The following is a 14,778-nucleotide window of genomic DNA, read 5'->3' as shown; positions in this document are numbered from 1 at the left end:
CTTGGTGGTTGTGGGAGAGTAAGTGACTGCCGCAATTCTTTTTGGTGGGGGCACTCCTTATGGGGGGTGCCCCCACTTTTTGCATTCACGACTGTGGGTGCCGGTGGTCCTGGTTGGGTCGGCTGGTGTGGTGGTGGGGGACCGGTGAGGTCCCCCTTTTCGCATTCACCACCCGATAGGATTTTCACGGTGTGGAATTGATCAACGATTCGCTGTGCCGGCGGTGGTCCTCCCCGTAGCGTGCATGGAGCCGCAGAGAGTCTGCGCTGCACACCTCAACGGTGAGGATCGAGAAGAGATCGAAATGAGTACACATCGGAGTCCTGACCAGTCTGCGTCAGCCTCTTCGTCGCCAGGTGCCAAAGCCGTGCCGATCATGGCGATCTTCGTATCATGGACACTGGTCGTCTCCGACGGATACGACCTCATCGTCTTCGGCACCGTCCAGTCCTCGCTCATCGAGAGCACCGGCTGGGGACTGACGAACGCATCGATCGGCACCCTCGGGTCGCTCGCGTTCGTCGGCATGATGCTCGGCGCCCTGTTCGGGGGCCGCCTCGGTGATCGGTTCGGTCAGAAGCGGACCGTCATCATCTGCACCATCGTCTTCACCTGCCTCAACGCCCTCTGCGGCGCCGTCGACAGCCCCGTCCTCTTCGGGGTGCTCCGATTCCTCGCCGGCGTCGGCCTCGGCGGTCTGCTGCCGAGTTCGAACGCCCTGGTCGCCGGCCTCGTCGCACCGCGCTGGCGGGCCACCGTCGCGACGATCATGATGTCCGGCGTCCCCGTCGGCGGTATCCTCGCCGCACTCACCGGCCTCATCGTCATCCCCACTCTCGGCTGGCGATGGATGTTCTTCCTCACCCTCGTCTCCCTCCTCATCATCCCCTTCGCCCTCAAGTACCTGCCCTCCCGCGGGCCCGAGGAGGCCAGCGCCCGCGCCGATCGGACGAACCGGAGCTCCCTTTTCGCCGGGCCGTATGCGCCCATCTCCGCGCTCTTCGCCATCGCCGCTCTGGCCGTGCTCTTCGTCTGGTTCGGACTCGGCATCTGGCTGCCCCGGCTTCTCGAGACCCAGGGCTACGACCTCGGATCGGCGCTGACTTTCGCCCTTACCCTCAATATCGGCGCGGTCATCGGCTCGATCCTCACCGCCTGGGCGGGAACCCGGTACGGCGCCCTGGCAGCGGCAGCCGTGGCGACCGCACTGACCGGCCTCGCCATGGTCGCGATGATCTCCGACCAGCTGCCCATCGTCGTCACCTACCTGCTGCTCATCGTCGCCGGTATCGGCACGCACGGGTCGATGTGCCTGATCATCGGCGCCATCAACAACACGTACCCCGCTGCGATCCGCGGGACGGCGCTCGGCTGGGCACTCGGGATGGGCCGCCTCGGTGCGGTCCTCGCCCCGCAGGCAGGCGGGCTCCTCATCGGCACCGCAGCAGGTGTCGCTGCCGTCTACGGCGTCTTCGCCGGGGGAGCGATCTTCGCTGCCGCCGTCATGGGGGTGCTCATCCTCGTCATCCGGCGGGCGGCGCTCTCCGTGCCCGATGACACTGCCGCTCTCGCCGGGGCGAGCAGTGCCGGCGCGACCGCTGCGAACACCGCCCACACCTCCTGATGCCACGCGCATCAGCCCGCACCACATCACCCATTCACCTGTCATTGCAGAGGAGCACTGAGACCACCATGAAGAAGATCGCCCTCGAAGAGCACTTCGGCGCCACCGACCCCAACATCGTCGAACAGTCCGCCGAGCACTTCACGCCCGACGCCTGGCCGGAGAGGCGAGCCGCGCTGCTCGACATCCACGAGACGCGCCTGCAGAAGATGGACGAACTCGGCATCGAGAAGGTCATCCTCTCCCTCCTCGCCCCGGGCATCCAATCGCTCTACGAACGCACCGAGGCTGTCGACTGGGCGCACCGGCTCAATGACTACGCAGCGGACCAGGTCGCGGTCAACCCCGAGCGCTTCGCCTCGTTCGCCGCCCTTCCCATGCAGGATCCGGACGCTGCGACGAAGGAGCTCACCCGCGCGGTCAGCGACCTCGGCCTCGTCGGCGCTCTCATCAACGGCTTCTCCCAGGTCGACGACGAGAACACGGTCGTCTACCTCGACGATCCGCGCTACGCGGACTTCTGGTCGACGGTCGCCGAGCTCGACGTCCCGATCTACCTCCACCCCCGCGATCCGCTCGTCTCGAAGAGCCCACAGTACGACGGGCACCCCTGGCTCTACGGCTCGTCGTGGGCGTTCTCCGTCGAAACCGGCACGCACGCCCTGCGGCTCATGGGCTCAGGACTCTTCGATCGGCACCCGGGCATCAGCATCATCATCGGCCACCTCGGCGAGCTGCTGCCCTACAACATCTGGCGCACCGATCATCGTCTCGCCGTCGCCCCGCGCGGTCTCGACGTCGAGCACTCCTTCGGGCACTACCTGCGCAACAACTTCTACCTCACGACGAGCGGGAACTTCCGCACGCCGGCCCTCCTCAACGCGATCCAGGAGGTCGGCGCCGATCGGATCATGTTCTCCGCCGACTACCCGTTCGAGTCGATGGAGGAGGCCTCCGTGTGGTTCGACGACGTCGAACTCAACGACCGTGACAAGGCGAAGATCGCCGCCGGCAATGCGCAGCGCCTGTTCGGATTCAGCCCGAGCGGCGACCCGGCCGATCGCCCGGCCGATCGCCCGGCCGGGCAGAGCGCCGCTCGATCTCCGCAGCACATCGGGCGATAGCCTCCCGGACCCGCGGCGATGAGAGCGTGGCCGCCCTGACCTCCGGGGCGGCCACGCTCAGGGCCACCGGTGCGACACTGTCGCAGCCGCGCAGGGCGAGTCCGATCGCGTCGACCCCGCGTTCGGTGAAGCCGGACACCTGGGCAAAGCCGTCGAAGCGGACCCGCTCCATCATCCGCATGAAGTCCGCCGCCGTGGGAAAGAGGTCGCCCACGGGGGAGGACCGGTCGATCTGCTCGTTGAAGAACACCCGCACGAGCCATTCGTCGGGCAGCTGGGCGAGCAGCGCGAGCCCGCCCGCCGTCGTCGCGGCAGGAAGCACGGCATTCTCCCGGCTGCCCACGTGCGGTTCGGTCGCCCCCGCATAGGAGATGACGACCCGGACGCTGCTGCCGGTCCTCACCATGAGATTGCCCGTCTCCCCGGTCTCATCGACCAGCCGCCGCAGCGGCCGTCGAGCCCGCTGCTGGAGATCGAAGAGCTCGTCGGAGACGTTGAGCGGTGCCGTCACCGCGGTCCCGACCGTGTAGCGGCGGTCATCGAGCTGAGTGGCGAAATCACGATAGACGAGCATCTGAAGCACCCGGTGACACGTCGACGGCGACAGCTCGGCCCGCGCGCTGATCTCCTGGAGAGGCAGCGGAGCGGAGTCCCGCAGGATCCGGAGCACCAGCAGCGCCCGGTCGATCGACTGGATGAACGTGCTCGGCAGTGCCCGGAGGTCGAGGTTCTCCATGATCGTCATCCCGTCGCCGGCCCGCATCAGTGCACCACAACCCTATGCAGCCGCGTCGGGGAGACCAAGAGCCGATGACGTCTCGATTGAGAGGTCCGGGAGATGAATTCTCGCCGAGGCGGTCGCCTGGTTCGCGGTCCCGGTGACCGGTGCGCGGGGCGGCGCTGAGGATGAACTCGGGAAGAATTCGTGACGATCTCAGGGACGTCGTCGAACCGCTCCGATGCCGTCGAACTCGCGGATCGAGGGCCGCCACCTGGGCGTTCTTGATCTGATTGTGACAAGTGAGTTTGTTGTCAATATCGTGATCTTCGGTAACGTGGGCAGGAGTGATCAACGGAAGGTACTGCGCATGCTCACGCGACTGCACGATGCCCTCAGGCTGCGGACGAACCCGGCCATCTTCTTCTCCTCGGCGGCGGTGATCATCCTCTTCGTCGTCGGGACGATCGTCTTCACCGACGCCCTCGACACCGGTGTCTCGGCGGCCTCGGACTGGCTGCTGACGAACTTCGGCTGGTTCTACATCGTCGGCGTCACGGTGTTCCTCGTCTTCCTCATCTACGTTGCGGCCTCCCGGTACGGTCGGGTCAAACTCGGTCCCGACGACGAACCGCCCGAGCACTCCAACGGCGCCTGGTTCGCGATGCTCTTCGCCGCGGGAATCGGCTCCATCCTCATGTTCTGGGGTGTCGCGGAACCGGTCAGCCACCTCGGCGATCCACCGCGGGCGAGCACCGGGATCGAGCCGGGCACGGTCGAGGCCGCGGCCGACGCGATGAACTTCACGTACTACCATTTCACGCTCCACACGTGGACGATCTTCACCCTGCCCGCGCTGTGCTTCGCGTACTTCATCCACAAGCGCAACCTGCCGCCGCGGGTGAGCTCGATCTTCCAGCCCATCCTCGGTGAGCGGATCCACGGGCCGATCGGGAAGACGATCGACGTCATCGCCATCATCGGCACCGTCTTCGGTGTCGCGGTGTCGATCGGGCTGGGCACGCTGCAGATCAACGGCGGGCTCGCCCAGGTCCTCGGGATCCCCGAGAGCGCGCTGTGGCAGCTCATCATCATCGGCGTCGTCTGCGGGCTGGCGACGATCTCCGTCTCGCTCGGCCTCGACAAGGGCATCAAGGTGCTCTCGAACATCAACATCGTCGTCGCGGTCCTGCTCCTCATCCTCATCATCGTCTTCGGACCGACCCTGTTCATGGCGCGGGGGATCTTCGAATCGCTCGGCACGTACATCCAGCAGCTGCCCGAGCTGGCGCTGTGGAACGACACGTTCGCCGACACGGGCTGGCAGAAGACGTGGACGGTCTTCTACTGGGCGTGGACGATCACGTGGTCGCCGTTCGTCGGGATCTTCATCGCCCGAATCTCCCGCGGTCGGACGATCCGACAGTTCGTCATCGGCGTCCTCGCCATTCCCTCGGCGTTCTCGATCCTGTGGTTCGGCGTCTTCGGCTACGCCTCCTTCGACATCGAGTTCAACCAGGGCGGCGGCCTCGTCGACCGCGTCGTCAATCAGGGCGACATCCCTGGCGCGCTCTTCGCGTTCCTCGAGCACTACCCGCTGGCGATCCCCGTGTCGATCGTCGCGATCCTCCTCGTCGTCGTCTTCTTCGTCACCTCGGTCGACTCCGCGGCGCTCGTCGTCGACACGATGAACAACGGGCACGAGGACTTCAACCCGCTCCCGCAGAGGATCTTCTGGGCGCTCGCGATCGCCGTCGTCACGGCGACGCTGCTCGTGTTCTCCGGATCGGGCGGGCTCGAGGCGCTCCAATCGACGATCATCCTCATCGGCCTGCCGTTCTTCGTCATCGCGTACTTCCAGATCTACGCCCTGATGAGAGCGCTGCGCGAGGATGCAGGGGCACTGCCGCGGGTGCGCATGCGCCGCTGGAAGAAGGTCCTGCCACCCGAGGAGGTCGAACGCCGCGAGGACGACTCCGACGAGTTCAGCAGCGAGTACGACGATTCGGTCGAGACCGTCGTCGCCCCCGAGGCCGTCGAACCCGCCCCGGAGTTCCGCGACCCCTACGTCGACGAGCCGAAATCGAAGTCCAAGCCGAAGCCCAAGCGGCAGAGCACCCTGGCCAGCCGGACCGGCAGCCGGTCGCCGACGAACGTTGACTGAGGGTCGGCGGGCAGGTCGGACGGGCGGACGGTCGGTGGGGTGACCAGTCGGGTTCGCCCCGTCGGCACCGGCCTCCGTCGAGTTTGCGCCAGTTGAGTCTGAGATGGCCAAGGCAGCCTTGGCCATCTCAGACTCAACTGGCGCAAAGCTGTTCGGGCTCACTCCAGTTTCGGGGGCTCAGGTCCTTATGTGTGCCCTCGAAACTGCGGTGAGCCCGAGTCCCGGGCCGAGGGGCGTCCGGACAATGGGAGCGCGAGGAACCAGTTGGGGAGCGCGAAGGGCCGGCCGCACACCTCGAAAAGTGTGCGACCGGCCCTTGTGCGCTGGGAGTCAGGGGTCCGTCAGACCTGGACCGCCGCCTCGGCGATCATCCAGGCCCCAGCCGACGGGTCACTGACCGTTCTTGATCATCTCCGCGAGCTTCTCGCCCATCATCATCACGGTGATGTTCGGGTTGACGGTGGTGATCTCGGGCATCGCCGAGGCATCGACGACGCGCAGGCGATTGACGCCCTTGACGCGCAGCTGCGGGTCAAGCGGTGCGGAGTCGTCGTCGGCAGCACCCATCTTCACTGTGCCCACCGGGTGGTAGACGGTGTTGTGGGTGCGGACGATGTAGTCCTCGAGCTCCTCGTCGGTCTGCGCCTCGGTGCCGGGGAACAGCTCACGACCCGCCCAGTCCTTCATCGCGTCCTGGGAGACGATCTCGCGGGCCTTGCGGATGCCGGCGATCATCACGCGCATGTCGTGACCATCGGGATCGGTGAAGTAGCGCGGGTCGACGAAGGGCTTGTCACGGAAGTCGCACGACCGCAGCCGCACCGTGCCGCGCGAGCGGGCATGCGTGACGTTCGGGGTCAGGCAGAACGTGTTCTCCGCGGTCGGGTAGCCCTGCCGGACCGTGTGCATGTCGAAGGGCACCGACCCGTAGTGCATCATGAGGTCGGGGCGGTCGAGTCCGTCCTCGGTGGGGGAGAAGATGCCGATCTCCCACCACTGGGTCGAATCCTCGACCATCGGCTGCTTGGCCTCCCAGCTGATGACGCCCTCGGGGTGATCCTGGAGGTTCTCCCCGACTCCCGGCGCATCGACGCGGGCCTCGATCCCCACCTCGGCGAGGTGGTCCTTCGGGCCGATGCCCGAGAGCATGAGCAGCTGCGGGGTGTTGATCGCACCGGCGGAGACGATGACCTCCTTCGTCGCCTCGATCCGGTGGGTCTTGCCGAAGGCGTTGTTGACGACGAGGACGGCGACGGCGTTGCCCTCGTCGTCGAACTCGATCTCCTTGGCCTGGGTGTCGGTGAGGATCGTGAGGTTCTCACGGTCGAGGATCGGGTGGAGATAGGACACCGAGGAGGACGACCGGGTGCCGTCATCCTTGCGGTTGACCTGGAAGAAGTTCGCCCCGTTGATGACGGTCTCGCCCTCGTTGAACTGGACGCGGGGGATGCCCGCCTCCTCGCACGCCTCGAGGAGGGCGACGCCGCACGGATCGACGGGCGGGACATTCATCAGGCGCACGGGACCGTCGTGGCCGTGATGGTCACCGGGCAGCTCGTTGTTCTCGAGCTTCTTGTAGAGGCTGAAGGTCTCCGCCGAACCCCAGCCGGCGGCGCCGTACTTCGACTCCCACTCGTCGAGATCCTCCTTCGGGGCCCAGAAGGCGATGCACGAGTTGTGCGAGGAGCAGCCGCCGAGGACCTTCGCGCGGGCATGGCGCATGAACGAGTTGCCGTGCTCCTGCTTCTCGATCGGGTAGTCCCAGTCGAAGCCGGATTCGAGAAGCTCCATCCACCGGTTGAGGCGGAGGATGACGTCTTCGTCGACGTCGGTGGGGCCCGCCTCGAGGAGGCCGACGGTGACGTTCGGGTCCTCGCTCAGGCGAGCGGCGACGGCAGCGCCGGCCGATCCGCCGCCGACGACGACATAGTCAAAGCTGTGCGTGGTATCCACGGGAACTCTCCTCATTCGCTTTCGGTGTGGACGGGGAACCAGCCGGTGACGGCGGGCTCGAGGTTGTGGTAGATGTGCTTGGCCTCCTGGTATTCGGCCATGCCCGTCGGGCCCAGCTCACGGCCGAAGCCGGACTGCTTGAAGCCGCCCCACTCGGCCTGAGGCAGGTAGGGGTGGAAGTCGTTGATCCAGATCGTGCCGTGGCGCAGCTTCGCCGCGACCTCCTGGCACTTGCCGGCATCCTGCGTCCACACGGCACCCGCGAGACCGTAGATCGTGTCGTTGGCGGTCTCGACCGCCTCGTCGACGGACGAGAACGTCTCGACGGTGACGACGGGTCCGAAGGCCTCATCGGAGACGACCGACATGCCGCGTTCGACGTTGTCGAGGACCGTCGGCAGGTAGTAGTAGCCGTTCTCGAGGTCGCCTTCGCCCCACTTGCCGCCACAGCGCACGCGGGCGCCCTCGGCGACACCCTTCTCCACGTACTTCGTCACCTTGTCGCGGTGCGCGGCGGAGATGAGCGGGCCGGTCTCGGCGTCGGGATCGAAGGGCCCACCGAGGCGGATCTGGGAGGCGCGTTCGACGAGCTTGTCGACGAACTCCTCGGCGATCGAATCCTCGACGATGAGACGGGCACCGGCCGAGCAGACCTGGCCGGAGTGGACGAACGCGCCGTTGAGGGCGTTGTCGAGGGCGGCATCGAGGTCGGCATCGGCGAAGACGACATTGGGGTTCTTGCCGCCGAGTTCGAGCGCGACCTTCTTCACCGTCGCCGCGGCGTTGGCGGCGAGCAGACGACCGGTGACGAGTCCGCCGGTGAACGAGACCATGTCGACGTCCTCGCTCGTCGACAGCGGCGCACCCGCATCGGCTCCGGCGCCGAGGATGAGGTTGCCGACGCCGGCCGGCAGCCCGAGCTCCTCCATGACCTGCATCGTCATGATCGCCGTGTGCGGGGTGAGCTCGGCGGGCTTGAGGATGAAGGTGTTGCCGGCAGCCAGGCACGGCGCGATCTTCCACGCCGCCTGGAGCAGCGGGTAGTTCCACGGGGTGATGAGCGCGCACACGCCCACCGGTTCGTAGGAGATGCGGCTGACGACCGAGTCGGCACCGGCGTCGACGATGCGGCCGGCGTCATTGGCGGCGAGCTTGCCGAAGTAGTCGAAGCAGTTCGCGATGTCGTCCATGTCGATGCGCGACTCGACGATCCGCTTCCCGGTGTCGAGCGACTCGGCGACGGCGAACTCCTCCTTGCGCTCGCGCAGAGCGGCGGCGAAGCGCAGCAGGAAGTCGCCGCGCTCGCTTGCCGGCACGCTCGACCACACGCCGGAGTCGAAGGCGCGGCGGGCCGCGGCGATCGCGAGTTCGGTGTCGGCTGGGCTGGCTTCGTCGACGACGGCCACGAGGCTGTCGTCGGCAGGATTGTGGATCTCCCGGGTTCCGCCGTCCTGGGCCGAGACCCACTGTCCATCGATGAAGAGTGTATTGGGCACGATGTCTCCTGTTCCTGATTCGAATCCGTGGGCTGCGATCAGCGGCGCCGACGACCTGGGGCGGTGTGGGCAGACGCTATGAGTGGGTGTCCTCGTGTCGTTGTCCTGGGCCCCTGCCGGCGGTCACTCCGACCGGCCCGGAGGAGGGGATGATGGATCGCGAACTGGTTCCCGCACGGGGGTGGATTCCGATGCCCCGAGTTCGGCTGCCAGTGCATTCGTCCCGCGATGGCGAGAGTGATGTGAAACCGTGTGCAGGCTCGCAGCTGTCGGTGTGCCTGCGGCCATGAATACCCCACTGTCTGCATGCGCATGGGTGGATGCCCCGGAATCGGGGCGCACTGATCGGTTCGCGAGAGAGTCTAACAGAGCGGGCACCGCGTACCACCTGGTAGGTCTGAGTTTTTCAACCCGCTTTCACTGAACGGAAAACGGCATTCCGACCTGCTCTGACGTGTTCGCGACCACAGGGTGCCGCGACCGGTCGTGGACTAGAATGGATCGGAATCATTGAAAAGTCTTTATAGGGAGAATCGTGGCCCAAGGGGATTCGCGAGACAGCCAGCACAACCGCCGCTCGGGCGACGACAACCGCGGAGGCAGTCGCAATCGTCGACAGGTCTCCCCGTCGTCGCGAGGAGCCCGCGGGCCACGTCAGTCCGATCGCAGAGATGACCGCCGAGGCGGCTACCAAGGCAATCGCCGTGACGACGATCGTCAGGGTGGATTCCGCGGCGGCCGATCCAACGATGGTGAACGTCGTGGCGGCTACCAGGGCAACCGTCGGAACGACGATGATCGCCGAGGTGGCTTCGGCGGAGGTCGTTCCAACGACGGTGAACGTCGGGGCGGCTACCAGGGCAACCGTCGTGACGACGACCGTCGCGGGGGTTACCAGGGCAATCGCCGGAACGACGATGATCGACAGGGCGGATTCCGCGGCGGCCGATCCAACGACGGTGACCGCCGGGGCGGCTACCAGGGCAACCGTCGCGACGACGACCGTCGCGGAGGCTACCAGGGGAACCGCCGGAATGATGATGACCGCCGAGGTGGTTTCGGCGGAGGTCGTTCGAACGACGGTGAACGCCGAGGTGGCTACCAGGGCAACCGCCGCGATGACGATCGTCGAGGTGGCTACCAGGGCAACCGCCGTGACGACGACCGCCGGGGTGGCTACCGCGAAGACCGCCGAGACGACGATCGACGGGGCGGCTACCAGGGCAACCGCCGTGACGACGACCGCCGGGGTGGCTACCGCGGAGACCGCCGAGACGACGATCGACGGGGCGGCTACCAGGGCAACCGCCGAGACGACGATCGACGGGGCGGCTACCGCGGAGACCGCCGTGACGATGACCGTCGCGGTTCCTACCACGGTGACCGCCGCAACGATCGCGGCGGACACGGCCGCAACTCGAACGATCGCCGCGCCTCCCGGGCCACCGACACGGGCGACTACGCACGCGAACAGCGCGCTCGCCGCCCCCGCGTCGAGGAACCCGAGATTCCCGAGGGCATCACCGGTCAGGAACTCGACAAGGAGATCCGCGGTCAGCTGCGCTCGCTCGACAAGGAGAACGCGGAGACCGTTGCGAAGCACCTCGTCGCCACCGGCGCGTTCCTCGACACCGACCCCGAACGCGCTTACGAACACGCGAAAGCCGCCATGGCCCGCGCCGGCCGGGTCGGCCTCGTCCGCGAAGCCCTCGGCATCGCGGCCTACCACGTCGAGAAGTACGACGAGGCCGTCCGCGAACTGCGCACACACCGCCGCATCTCCGGGTCCAACGAGAACATCGCGCTGATCGCCGACGCCGAACGCGGCCGCGGCAAGCCGGAGAAGGCCCTCGAACTCCTCGACTGGGCCAAGGATGCCGACCTCGACAACGACACCCGCACGGAACTCGTCATCGTCGCCGCCGGCGCGAAGTCCGACCAGGGCGACCTCGCCGCCGCCCGCCGACTCATCGAAGCCGAGGACTTCACGCAGCGTCCGACCGGCGCTCTCGTGCGCCTCATGGCCGCCTACGCCGACGTCCTCCGTCTCCACGGCGAGACCGAACTCGCCGATAAGTACGAGGAGCTCTCCCGCCGCACGGCCAAGGCCACGGGAACGCTCTTCGGCGACGAGGAGCCCGACCCGAACTTCGGCGTCGAGATCGAGACCATCGAAGAGATCCCCGACGAAGAGCTCGCCGAGGCGGACGGCGACGCCGCCGCTGAGGACACCGCTGCCGCCGAGGAGGCCCCGGAATCCGACGACAGCGCGGACCCGGCCGCGACGGTCACTCCCGACGACGCCGGCGCTCCGGCCCCGGCCGACGCGACATCGGCAGACGACGCTGAAGGCACTGAGCCGACGCAAGCCGACGATGCGACAGCCACCGAGGCGGCTCCGAAGTCGAAGACCCATGTGTCGGAGAAGGAACTGAAGAAGGTCAAGGTCTCCGACGACGAGATCGAAGCCGAACTCGACGAGATCCTCGCCGACGCTGAATCCGACAGTGCTGACGCAGACAGCGAAAGTGCAGAGTCCGACGCAACCGGCACTGACGCAGCCGACATCGCCGATGAATCCCTGGGATCGGATTCGGCGAACGGAGACCGGTGACACCGGCGGTCGACGTCGCCGGTGAGGTCGGCGTCCCCGCGGGGACGCCGATCGACGGCGTGCTCTTCGACCTCGACGGCGTCGTCTACCACGGCCCCGACGCCATCCCGGGTGCCGTCGACGGTATCGCTGACCTGCACGAACGCGACATCCCCGTCGGCTACGTGACGAACAACGCCACCCGCACCGCCGAGGTCGTCGCCGACCACATCTCCGCTCTCGGCATCCCGACCGCGACTACGGTGGTCATCACCTCGGCGCAAGTGCTCGCGGCACGCCTGTCCGAGGAATTCGGCACCGGCGCACCCATCCTCCTCGTCGGCACCACCGGCCTGCGAGAGGCCCTCGAATCCGAGGGCCTCAAGATCGTCGGCTCACTCGACGACTCACCCGTCGCCCTCGCGCAGGGACTCGACCCCCACATCGACTACGCGGGCATCGTGCGCGCCGCCGAAGCGATCACCGCCGGACTCGACTGGTGGGCGACCAACCCCGACTTCTCGATGGTCGGCCCCGCGAGCCGAGTCCCCGGCAACGGCGCCTTCGTCGACATGCTCGCGCAGTTGACCGGCCGAACCCCGCACATCGTCGGCAAACCCTCACCGGACGTCATGACGCACGCAGGCCACCGCCTCGGCGCGCGTCGCCCCCTCATGGTCGGCGATCGCCTCGACACGGACATCGAAGGCGCAAATCGCGCGGGATTCGACTCCGCGCTCGTCCTCACCGGCGTCCACGACCTCCACGATGCGCTCGCCGCCGACCCGATCCGCCGACCCGCATTCGTGCTGCCGACACTTGCCGGCCTGCCGCGCGTCCTCGAGGCCGCCGTTTGTGGTCACAGAACCGAGGTCGGCGGGCCGAATCCGGCGAATCCGCTCGGTTCGGTGACCACAAACAGGGCAGAGCGCACCGCCGAGCCAGGCCCGGGGACTCACGCTGCCGGCAGGCGAGTGCAGATCGTCGACGGGAAGCTCCAGCTCGCCGAGGCGGCGCTGACGTCCCCGGAGGCGATCGAGGCCGCACTGCGCCTCGCCTGGGCAGCCATCGACTCCGGTGAGAGGATTGCGCCGGGGAACCTGCCGAGGAGGATCGATGACTGACGCCGAGCACGCGACGACGCCGGAACCGCCCACACAAGGTTCCCCGACACCTATCCCGACCGCGGGCACACCAAAGCCGACCCTGGGCGCTCCGAGGCCCACCCCGGGCACCGTCAACAAGGATGTGCCGTCCGAGGCGTGGCGTGCGAACCTCACCGCGACCGCCGACGCCCCGGCCGCGGACCGTCACGCCCGGATCTCCGAGCTCCTCGACGACCTCGAGGGTCAGGTGGGCTCCCTGTGAGCCGACTCGACCGCGAACTCGTCGCCCGCGGTCTCCTCGCCTCCCGCTCCCGCGCGGCGCGTGAGATCGCCGCGGGTCGAGTGAGCGTCAACGGCACCACCGTGACGAAGCCCGCCGCCGAGGTGGCAGCGACCGACACGCTCACCGTGGACGACCCCGACCCGTGGGTCGCCCGCAGCGCCCACAAACTCCTCGGCGCCCTCGACGACTTCGGCATCGAGCGCCTCGACGGCATCCGCGCCCTCGACGCGGGAGCCTCGACCGGCGGGTTCACGCAGGTCCTCCTCAGCAGGGGCGCGGCCGAGGTCTGGGCCGTCGACGTCGGCCACGACCAGCTCGCCCCGACCCTCCGGACCGACCCGCGCGTCCACGTCCGCGAAGGCCTCAACCTCCGCGACCTCGCCGACTCAGACGTCCCCGCCGTCGACCTCGTCGTCGCCGACGTCTCCTTCATCTCCCTGCGCCTCCTCCTCGAGCCGCTGCTGCGCACCGTCCGTCCCGGCGGCGAGCTCCTCCTCATGGTCAAACCCCAGTTCGAACTCGCCCGCTCCGTCCTCGACAAGCACGGCGTCGTCACCCGCACAGCCGACCGGCGGCGCGCGCTCGACTCCGTCCTCACCGCGCTCACCGCCACCGGCGCACACGTCACCGGCATCGCCGCCTCGGCGCTTCCCGGTCCCAGCGGAAACCGCGAGTACTTCCTGCGTGTTCGACCCGAATCGAGTGCACCCCAGTCCGCTAGGCTCGACGAGGCGGCCATCACCGCCCGCCTCGATGAGATCATGGAAGGAGAGTCGTGAGCCGCTACATCATGGTGCTGCTCCACCCCCAGCGCGAGGACTCCGCCGTCGCCGCCGTCCAGGTGTGTCAGGCCCTCCTCGACGCCGGCATCACGCCGGTCGTCCTCGACGAGGAGATCCTCGACATCGCCTCCCGCAGCTCCTATCCCGCGGTTCACCAGGAACTCCTCTCCCGCTGCGTCATCATCAACGCCAGCGACCTGCCCGAATGGCGTGCGAAGTGCGAACTCGTCATCGTCCTCGGCGGTGACGGCACGATCCTCCGCGCCGCCGAGCGCTTCCACGGCTCCGGCGTCCCCCTCATGGGCATCAACCTGGGCCACGTCGGATTCCTCGCCGAGAGCGAGAAGGAGGACCTCGACGAGGCGGTCCACCGTGCCGCAGCGCGTGACTACCTCGTCGAGGAGCGACTCGCCCTCGACGTCGCCGTCTGGCACGAGGGCGAAATCATCTACGAGGCGTGGGCGCTCAACGAGGTGACCGTCGAGAAGACCTCGAAGGCGCGGATGATCGACGTCGTCCTCGGCGTCGACTCCCGACCCGTGTCCTCCTTCGGCTGCGACGGCGTCATCCTCGCCACCCCGACCGGATCGACCGCGTACTCGTTCTCCGCCGGCGGCCCGATCGTGTGGCCCGACGTCGAAGCCCTCCTCCTCGTCCCCATCTCCGCCCACGCCCTCTTCACCGAACCGCTCGTCGTCAACCCCAACTCCCGCCTCGGCGTCGAGATCACCCCGTCCAACCCCGACTTCGCCGCCGTCCTCTGGAGCGACGGACGCCGCGGTCTCGAACTGCCCGCCGGCTCCCGCGTCGAGGCGAAGCGTTCGGAATCCCCGATCAAGCTCGCCCGCCTCCACACCGGACCGTTCACCGACCGGCTCGTCGCGAAGTTCCGCCTGCCCGTCTCCGGTTGGCGGGGACCGATCGAAGGAGGCTGA

Annotated in this window: 12 protein-coding genes; 8 read left to right on the top strand and 4 right to left on the bottom strand. The window is 67.6% G+C overall.

The genetic code is table 11. The features are described from left to right. Nucleotides 1-376: 376 nt before the first annotated feature. Entirely contained in the window at nucleotides 377-1,624 is a 1,248-nt protein-coding gene (locus ACFQ91_RS11255) for an MFS transporter (RefSeq protein ID WP_198499055.1), read from the top strand. Between the two features lie 68 nt (nucleotides 1,625-1,692). Then, nucleotides 1,693-2,748: an amidohydrolase family protein gene (locus ACFQ91_RS11250; protein WP_198499054.1), complete on the top strand. Its 1,056-nt coding sequence runs from the start codon at nucleotides 1,693-1,695 to the stop codon at nucleotides 2,746-2,748. Here ACFQ91_RS11250 and ACFQ91_RS11245 read toward each other — a convergent pair. After that, nucleotides 2,660-3,511, bottom strand: a complete 852-nt coding sequence (locus ACFQ91_RS11245) for an IclR family transcriptional regulator (protein WP_198499053.1) — start codon at nucleotides 3,509-3,511, stop codon at nucleotides 2,660-2,662. The two genes, ACFQ91_RS11250 and ACFQ91_RS11245, sit on opposite strands and share 89 nt — an antisense overlap. A 325-nt stretch (nucleotides 3,512-3,836) precedes the next feature. Here ACFQ91_RS11245 and ACFQ91_RS11240 point away from each other — a divergent pair, with 325 nt between their 5' ends. Beyond that, nucleotides 3,837-5,630 (top strand): BCCT family transporter, encoded by a 1,794-nt coding sequence (locus tag ACFQ91_RS11240; RefSeq protein WP_198499052.1) that lies wholly within the window; start codon nucleotides 3,837-3,839, stop codon nucleotides 5,628-5,630. Nucleotides 5,631-6,020: 390 nt separating this feature from the next. Here the strand turns inward: ACFQ91_RS11240 and ACFQ91_RS11235 are convergent, their stop codons facing one another. The 3 genes from ACFQ91_RS11235 to ACFQ91_RS11225 form a co-directional block, all read right to left on the bottom strand. Then, the gene (locus ACFQ91_RS11235) at nucleotides 6,021-7,598 is read right to left on the bottom strand and encodes a GMC family oxidoreductase (protein WP_198499051.1); all 1,578 of its coding nucleotides are present in this window, start codon (nucleotides 7,596-7,598) and stop codon (nucleotides 6,021-6,023) included. Then, nucleotides 7,595-9,079, bottom strand: a complete 1,485-nt coding sequence (locus ACFQ91_RS11230) for an aldehyde dehydrogenase family protein (protein WP_198499050.1) — start codon at nucleotides 9,077-9,079, stop codon at nucleotides 7,595-7,597. Before ACFQ91_RS11230 ends, ACFQ91_RS11235 begins: the two co-directional genes overlap by 4 nt. Nucleotides 9,080-9,485: 406 nt before the next feature. Next, a complete protein-coding gene (locus ACFQ91_RS11225) occupies nucleotides 9,486-10,736 on the bottom strand; it encodes a hypothetical protein (RefSeq protein WP_198499049.1) in 1,251 nt (416 codons plus the stop codon). Nucleotides 10,737-10,748: 12 nt separating this feature from the next. Between ACFQ91_RS11225 and ACFQ91_RS11220 the strand changes: the two genes are divergently transcribed. Genes ACFQ91_RS11220 through ACFQ91_RS11200 form a run of 5 tightly spaced genes read left to right on the top strand, consistent with a single transcriptional unit; the run spans nucleotide 10,749 to nucleotide 14,778 of the window. Beyond that, the gene (locus tag ACFQ91_RS11220; RefSeq protein ID WP_198499048.1) at nucleotides 10,749-11,693 is read left to right on the top strand and encodes a hypothetical protein; all 945 of its coding nucleotides are present in this window, start codon (nucleotides 10,749-10,751) and stop codon (nucleotides 11,691-11,693) included. Further along, nucleotides 11,690-12,796 (top strand): HAD-IIA family hydrolase, encoded by a 1,107-nt coding sequence (locus ACFQ91_RS11215; protein ID WP_198499047.1) that lies wholly within the window; start codon nucleotides 11,690-11,692, stop codon nucleotides 12,794-12,796. Before ACFQ91_RS11220 ends, ACFQ91_RS11215 begins: the two co-directional genes overlap by 4 nt. After that, nucleotides 12,789-13,040: a hypothetical protein gene (locus ACFQ91_RS11210; protein ID WP_198499046.1), complete on the top strand. Its 252-nt coding sequence runs from the start codon at nucleotides 12,789-12,791 to the stop codon at nucleotides 13,038-13,040. Before ACFQ91_RS11215 ends, ACFQ91_RS11210 begins: the two co-directional genes overlap by 8 nt. Continuing rightward, complete coding sequence (locus ACFQ91_RS11205; RefSeq protein ID WP_198499045.1) at nucleotides 13,037-13,840, top strand: TlyA family RNA methyltransferase; 804 nt, start codon at nucleotides 13,037-13,039, stop codon at nucleotides 13,838-13,840. The genes ACFQ91_RS11210 and ACFQ91_RS11205 overlap by 4 nt, the downstream gene beginning before the upstream one ends. Further along, complete coding sequence (locus ACFQ91_RS11200; protein WP_198499044.1) at nucleotides 13,837-14,778, top strand: NAD kinase; 942 nt, start codon at nucleotides 13,837-13,839, stop codon at nucleotides 14,776-14,778. Before ACFQ91_RS11205 ends, ACFQ91_RS11200 begins: the two co-directional genes overlap by 4 nt.

The organism is Brevibacterium sp. NPDC056726 (assembly GCF_042790515.1).
In the GTDB taxonomy this organism is placed as follows: domain Bacteria; phylum Actinomycetota; class Actinomycetes; order Actinomycetales; family Brevibacteriaceae; genus Brevibacterium; species Brevibacterium sanguinis.
This window is presented reverse-complemented; position numbering and strand designations above follow the sequence as displayed.

Bases quoted from the DNA above. Each gene is read 5' to 3' on its own strand.
- ACFQ91_RS11220 (WP_198499048.1), top strand. From the start codon at position 10,749: ATGGCCCGCGCCGGCCGGGTCGGCCTCGTCCGCGAAGCCCTCGGCATC.
- ACFQ91_RS11250 (WP_198499054.1), top strand. From the start codon at position 1,693: ATGAAGAAGATCGCCCTCGAAGAGCACTTCGGCGCCACCGACCCCAAC.
- ACFQ91_RS11255 (WP_198499055.1), top strand. From the start codon at position 377: ATGGCGATCTTCGTATCATGGACACTGGTCGTCTCCGACGGATACGAC.
- ACFQ91_RS11235 (WP_198499051.1), bottom strand. From the start codon at position 7,598: ATGAGGAGAGTTCCCGTGGATACCACGCACAGCTTTGACTATGTCGTC.
- ACFQ91_RS11240 (WP_198499052.1), top strand. From the start codon at position 3,837: ATGCTCACGCGACTGCACGATGCCCTCAGGCTGCGGACGAACCCGGCC.
- ACFQ91_RS11210 (WP_198499046.1), top strand. From the start codon at position 12,789: ATGACTGACGCCGAGCACGCGACGACGCCGGAACCGCCCACACAAGGT.
- ACFQ91_RS11245 (WP_198499053.1), bottom strand. From the start codon at position 3,511: ATGCGGGCCGGCGACGGGATGACGATCATGGAGAACCTCGACCTCCGG.